Genomic DNA, 4,828 nt, shown 5'->3' on the forward strand with positions numbered 1-4,828 from the left:
ATTACCTTCAACTATACCACTGCACCCATTAACGCTACCGCCAATGTAGATTACACTAGCAAAACCGGAACTATCACCATTGCACCTAATACTTCCACCGCTACTATTAGCATTCCCATCCTCAATGATAACCTTAATGAACCTGATGAAGTCTTCACCGTCACCCTCTCCAATCCGGTTAATGCTACCATCAATCCCGAAGGGGGAATAGGAGAAGTTATCATTACTGATACTTGGCAAAGCAGTCTCACTCGCACCTTACCCAACAATGTCGAAAACCTCAGACTAATTGGCAGTAATAATATTAATGGTACGGGTAACGCTGGTAACAATAATATCACTGGAAATAGTGGCAATAATCAAATCAATGGAAGTGCGGGAATTGATACTTTAACTGGTGGTTTAGGTGCAGATATCTTCGTCTTCCAATTTGGCCAATCTACCATATCAACAAGCGATCGTATCACAGATTTTGCCATCAATAGTGATAAAATCGACTTATTAACTCAAGCTGGAAACGCCACGAGTGCGCCTAGCAATTTCAGTCGCGATGCTAATAGCACTGTCACCACTTTACAGAATTTAATCAATCAAGTATTTACTGATGCCAATGGAGCGACTACAGGTAATCAAGAATTAGCGGTTAATAGTGCCGCCTTAGTGCAGGTAACAACCGGTGCAATAGCTGGAACCTACCTCGTTATTAATGATAGCACGGCTGGCTTCCAATCCAGCAATGATTTATTAATAAATATCACTGGATTTACTGGCACTTTACCAGCTTTAGGGAACATTCCAATGGGTAATTTCTTTGTTTAATTAAGTAGGCGTAGGGTGCGTTAGGCGGCTATCAATTCCGTCAAAAAACCAAAATTAACAAGCCGCCGTAACGCACCAACTCTATTATTAAATCGGTGCGTTACGCTATCGCGCTTTACACCTAAGAGTAAGCGGACAACTCAAATGAACCCAACAACCGCCAATTATGATGAACCCTGGAAAGAAGCATTAAGTCACCTAGAAAACGGGTTTCTTCAAGAAACTATTGAGAAACCCGTTTTCTTTGAGAAACCCGTTTTCTGGACTTTAAGACAAAAAAACGTTTCGCTGACAAACTCTATAAAGTCTGGTTACTCAGTGGAGAAGAAGTCTGGATATTGCATCGTTGTTTTCAGCTAATAGTTTCTGAATTTATTTCTTCTTATTTTCGACTAACTCTTGCTCAAATTTTGGCTGACTTTTTTGAGATTTTTGACCACTTATACTCGCCAGCAAAAACAAATGATAAGAGCTTTGTTTTGATTTGTAAATAACAGCATAAGGTTGGCTGATATAATCGATTAATTCATCCATGTTCCAATAAATCTTTGCTTTTAACCACCCGATCACTTCATTTATCTGGTCATCTGTTAAATATCCGATCGAGCCTTTATATCCTATTCTAATTCCTTCTATTTATTTTAAATATATTTCGACCGTAATATATAAAAGATTGCTTGACACAGAGTATTCTGCTGATTTCTTCACAGGTTTTACCTTCGAGAGACATCTACATCTTTACTGAGAGCGCTCGTTTCAGTTCTCTTGAATCCATTACACTTTTTATAAATAGCTCTAATTCAGCTATTTGTGATTCCTTGCTTTGCTGCTCCAATCCTGTGTAATTCATTTTGTATTTGGTATAATGGCTCTTCTCGACTTTGTGTGATAATTTTTGCTTATGGAATCGTGAAATGCTTATCGGGCAAGACTTTTAGGGCTATTTTGCGGATATTCTATCAGTATAGACCTCGTTTCCACACAGAAACCAGAAGAGCCGCGATGCAACTTCCCCACCCTTCTAGGTGTGCGGGTGGGTACTGACGCGGAATTGTTCACCCTAATTTTGGTAAACCCATACTATAGTTCTGGACTCTGGCATTGAGATTATAGCTAATTTCGCCTTTTTGCAGGAGAGAACGGATAAAATGTTCTAGATCTGAACCGATGCGACGGAGATTATATTCGCTCAGTTCTTCCCCATTGTAGGACTCTACCAATTCATCAAACTTACTATAAACCTTATTGAGAGCCACTTCCTCCCAATTAAATTCATTATCGGGATCCACATCAAGAGTCAAGACATTGTTACTCTCGATTAATTGATTATTTTTTACTTCAGCCGTATAAATGCGAATATGACGGGTCGTGGATTTTAACAGCATGGAATCTTCAGGGTAAGTTAGACGCTATGTCTAAGATTTTGCCATGATTTGCGGAATTGGGGAATTGGGAATTGGGAAGTGGGGAAGTGGGGTGTGGGGTGTGGGGTGTGGGGTGTGGGGTGTGGGGTGTGGGAATTATGGATTATGAAGTGGGGTAGATAGGGAAGTGGGGAAGTGGGGAGGTGGGGAAGCTGTCTCATCACCCTATCACCCCAAAACCTATCACCCTATCTCCTGCCCCCCGAACAATGTTTACGGATCGACCAGAAACGTGATACTATGATAGATTGCAGTGTTTAAGCAGAGATCACGAGTCCTATGGCCTTAACCCAGACCAAAAAACAAGAACTAATCAGCCAATATCAGGCCCACGAAACTGATACAGGATCATCGGAGTTACAGGTAGCTTTCTTAACCGAGAGAATCAACCAACTGACCGAACACCTGAAAGCTAACCCGAAAGACCATGCTTCCCGTCGGGGATTACTCCAGATGATCGGTCGTCGTCGGGGACTGTTAACCTATATCCAGAAGAAAGATCAACAACGTTATCAAACCCTGATTGGTCGTCTCGGAATTCGCCGTTAAGCATACCCCCTTTGCATCCCTACCATGGCCTCTGAATCGAAATCGACGGAGAAAAAAGAACGTCTCCCCTTTGAGCCGCGCCAAAATAAGCGAAAAACCCCGAAAATTGCCCCTAGTCCCGTGCCACCGCCCCTAAAAAATCGCTCCGAGGAAACCAGCTTAAAGGCGATTCCGCAAGTGGTCAGTCAACGGATGGCCAAACGGATGGCGGTATTTTGTGGCCTGCCGACGGCACTGGGGATAGCTTCCTTTTTTGGCTTCTACTGGATTATTAGCCACGATCTTCTCGAAATCCCTTCCTACGTCGCCATGCTCGTCAGTTTAAGCCTATTTGGTCTAGGTTTCATCGGTCTGAGTTATGGCATCTTCTCCGCTTCTTGGGATGAGGATCGGGTGGGGGATTGGCTAGGATGGCAAGAATTTCAAGCTAATTTTGGCAGAACGATCGCCGCGTGGCGGTCCGGCAAAAAAGAAGTGGAAGAAAAATAGATAACCTCTAGAAATCGTCAACAATAGAGATTAAAGAAAAAAATAAAGGGTTAATGCCATGATTATTGTCATGAAAGTTGGTTCCCCGGAAATTGAAATCGAGCGCGTCGGTGCCGAATTCGAGGCATGGGGATTAAGTCCCGAAAAAATCGTCGGTAAGCATAAAGTTGTCATCGGTTTAGTCGGAGAAACCAGGGAATTAGACCCCCTACAAATCCAAGAATTAAGCCCTTGGATCGAAACCGTCCTGCGAGTCGAACAACCCTTCAAACGCGCCTCTTTAGAATACCGTCACGGCGAATACAGCGAGGTTTTAGTCCCCACTCCTAACGGTGTTATCCCCATCGGCAGAAATCATACCGTTAGCATTGTCGCCGGCCCCTGTTCGGTGGAAAATGAAGCGATGATCGTGGAAACTGCCAAACGAGTGGCGGCAGCCGGAGCGCAATTCCTCCGCGGTGGTGCCTACAAACCCCGCACTTCTCCCTATGCTTTCCAAGGTCACGGGGAAAGCGCTTTGGAATTACTAGCGGCGGCTAGAGATGCCAGTGGTTTGGGTATTATCACGGAAGTAATGGACGCAGCGGATCTCGATAAGATTGTCGAAATAGCCGACGTGGTGCAAGTGGGGGCGCGCAATATGCAGAATTTTTCCCTCCTGAAAAAAGTTGGGGCGCAACCGAAACCGGTCCTACTCAAGCGCGGCATGGCGGCCACTATTGAAGATTGGTTGATGGCGGCAGAATATATCCTCGCAGCAGGAAATAGCAATGTCATTCTCTGCGAACGCGGTATCCGCACCTTTGACAGTAAATATACTCGCAATACCCTAGATTTATCCTGTATTCCCGTTTTAAGAACTTTAACTCACCTGCCGATCATGATCGATCCTAGCCACGGTACGGGTAAATGGGAATATGTCCCGACCATGGCCATGGCTTCCCTAGCAGCCGGGGCCGATTCCTTGATGATCGAGGTACATCCTAACCCGGCAAAGGCCCTATCTGATGGGCCGCAATCCTTGACCCCCGACCGATTCGATCGATTAACTCAGGAGTTAGCGGTCATTGGTAAGACGATCGGGCGTTGGCCCCAGGTTCCGGCACTGGTTTGATAAGATGATCAGGGGGTGAGTCAACCCCCTTTTTTGGGCATAAATTTCGCTTTTCGGGGCAGTTATGGTGACAGTTCCTCTGGAGTTAAATACTGAGCAAATTAGGGGTGAGAAACGGGTAGTTTTTAATCATCTCAATTGGCTATCCTATCAGCAAATTTTACAGGCACTAGGAGAAAATAATCGCGCCCATTTATTTTATGATCGTGGCACTTTAGAAATTACTATGCCCCTAGAAGAACACGAGTTTTATCGAGAATTAATCGGATTGTTTATTCGGATTTTGGTGGTAGAATTGGGTTTAAAAATTAAAAGTATGGGTTCCACAACTCTAGCTAGGGAAGATTTAGAACGAGGAGCAGAACCCGATAATGCCTACTATATTCAAAATCAAGCTAAAGTGCTAGGAAAAAGGATTAATTTAACTGAAGAT

General features: G+C 44.1%; 7 protein-coding genes and 2 pseudogenes. 6 read left to right on the forward strand and 3 right to left on the reverse strand.

The window, feature by feature from the left end:
- Together O9290_RS11895 and O9290_RS11900 are read left to right on the forward strand one after the other, a co-directional pair.
- Positions 1 to 819: bluetail domain-containing putative surface protein (locus O9290_RS11895; RefSeq protein WP_288087088.1), on the forward strand; the 819-nt coding region annotated here is incomplete at its 5' end.
- Between the two features lie 144 nt (positions 820 to 963).
- Positions 964 to 1,160 (forward strand): annotated as a pseudogene (locus O9290_RS11900) (hypothetical protein); the annotation flags it as partial.
- A 31-nt stretch (positions 1,161 to 1,191) separates the two neighbouring features.
- On the opposite strand, the gene O9290_RS11905 reads toward O9290_RS11900, so the two are convergent.
- The 3 genes from O9290_RS11905 to O9290_RS11915 form a co-directional block, all read right to left on the reverse strand.
- On the reverse strand, positions 1,192 to 1,353 hold the full coding sequence (locus O9290_RS11905; protein ID WP_155119788.1) for a hypothetical protein: 162 nt from the start codon (positions 1,351 to 1,353) through the stop codon (positions 1,192 to 1,194).
- Between the two features lie 521 nt (positions 1,354 to 1,874).
- The gene (locus O9290_RS11910) at positions 1,875 to 2,204 is read right to left on the reverse strand and encodes an NAD(P)H-quinone oxidoreductase subunit M (RefSeq protein ID WP_002738864.1); all 330 of its coding nucleotides are present in this window, start codon (positions 2,202 to 2,204) and stop codon (positions 1,875 to 1,877) included.
- A gap of 17 nt (positions 2,205 to 2,221) precedes the next feature.
- Complete coding sequence (locus O9290_RS11915) at positions 2,222 to 2,404, reverse strand: hypothetical protein (protein WP_288056460.1); 183 nt, start codon at positions 2,402 to 2,404, stop codon at positions 2,222 to 2,224.
- 118 nt (positions 2,405 to 2,522) lie between these two features.
- Between O9290_RS11915 and rpsO the strand changes: the two genes are divergently transcribed.
- From rpsO to O9290_RS11935, 4 genes and pseudogenes are all read left to right on the forward strand, one after another.
- On the forward strand, positions 2,523 to 2,792 hold the full coding sequence (gene rpsO / locus O9290_RS11920; RefSeq protein WP_002738807.1) for a 30S ribosomal protein S15: 270 nt from the start codon (positions 2,523 to 2,525) through the stop codon (positions 2,790 to 2,792).
- 24 nt (positions 2,793 to 2,816) lie between these two features.
- On the forward strand, positions 2,817 to 3,281 hold the full coding sequence (locus O9290_RS11925) for a PAM68 family protein (protein ID WP_002763019.1): 465 nt from the start codon (positions 2,817 to 2,819) through the stop codon (positions 3,279 to 3,281).
- A 58-nt stretch (positions 3,282 to 3,339) separates the two neighbouring features.
- Positions 3,340 to 4,395 carry a 3-deoxy-7-phosphoheptulonate synthase gene (gene aroF / locus O9290_RS11930; RefSeq protein ID WP_002763017.1) on the forward strand — a complete coding sequence of 352 codons (1,056 nt, stop codon included), beginning with the start codon at positions 3,340 to 3,342 and terminating at the stop codon, positions 4,393 to 4,395.
- A gap of 64 nt (positions 4,396 to 4,459) precedes the next feature.
- A pseudogene (locus O9290_RS11935) lies at positions 4,460 to 4,828 on the forward strand (Uma2 family endonuclease); the annotation flags it as partial.

Origin of the sequence: Microcystis sp. LE19-41.2A (genome assembly GCF_027530405.1) — a bacterium.
Classification (GTDB): domain Bacteria; phylum Cyanobacteriota; class Cyanobacteriia; order Cyanobacteriales; family Microcystaceae; genus Microcystis; species Microcystis aeruginosa.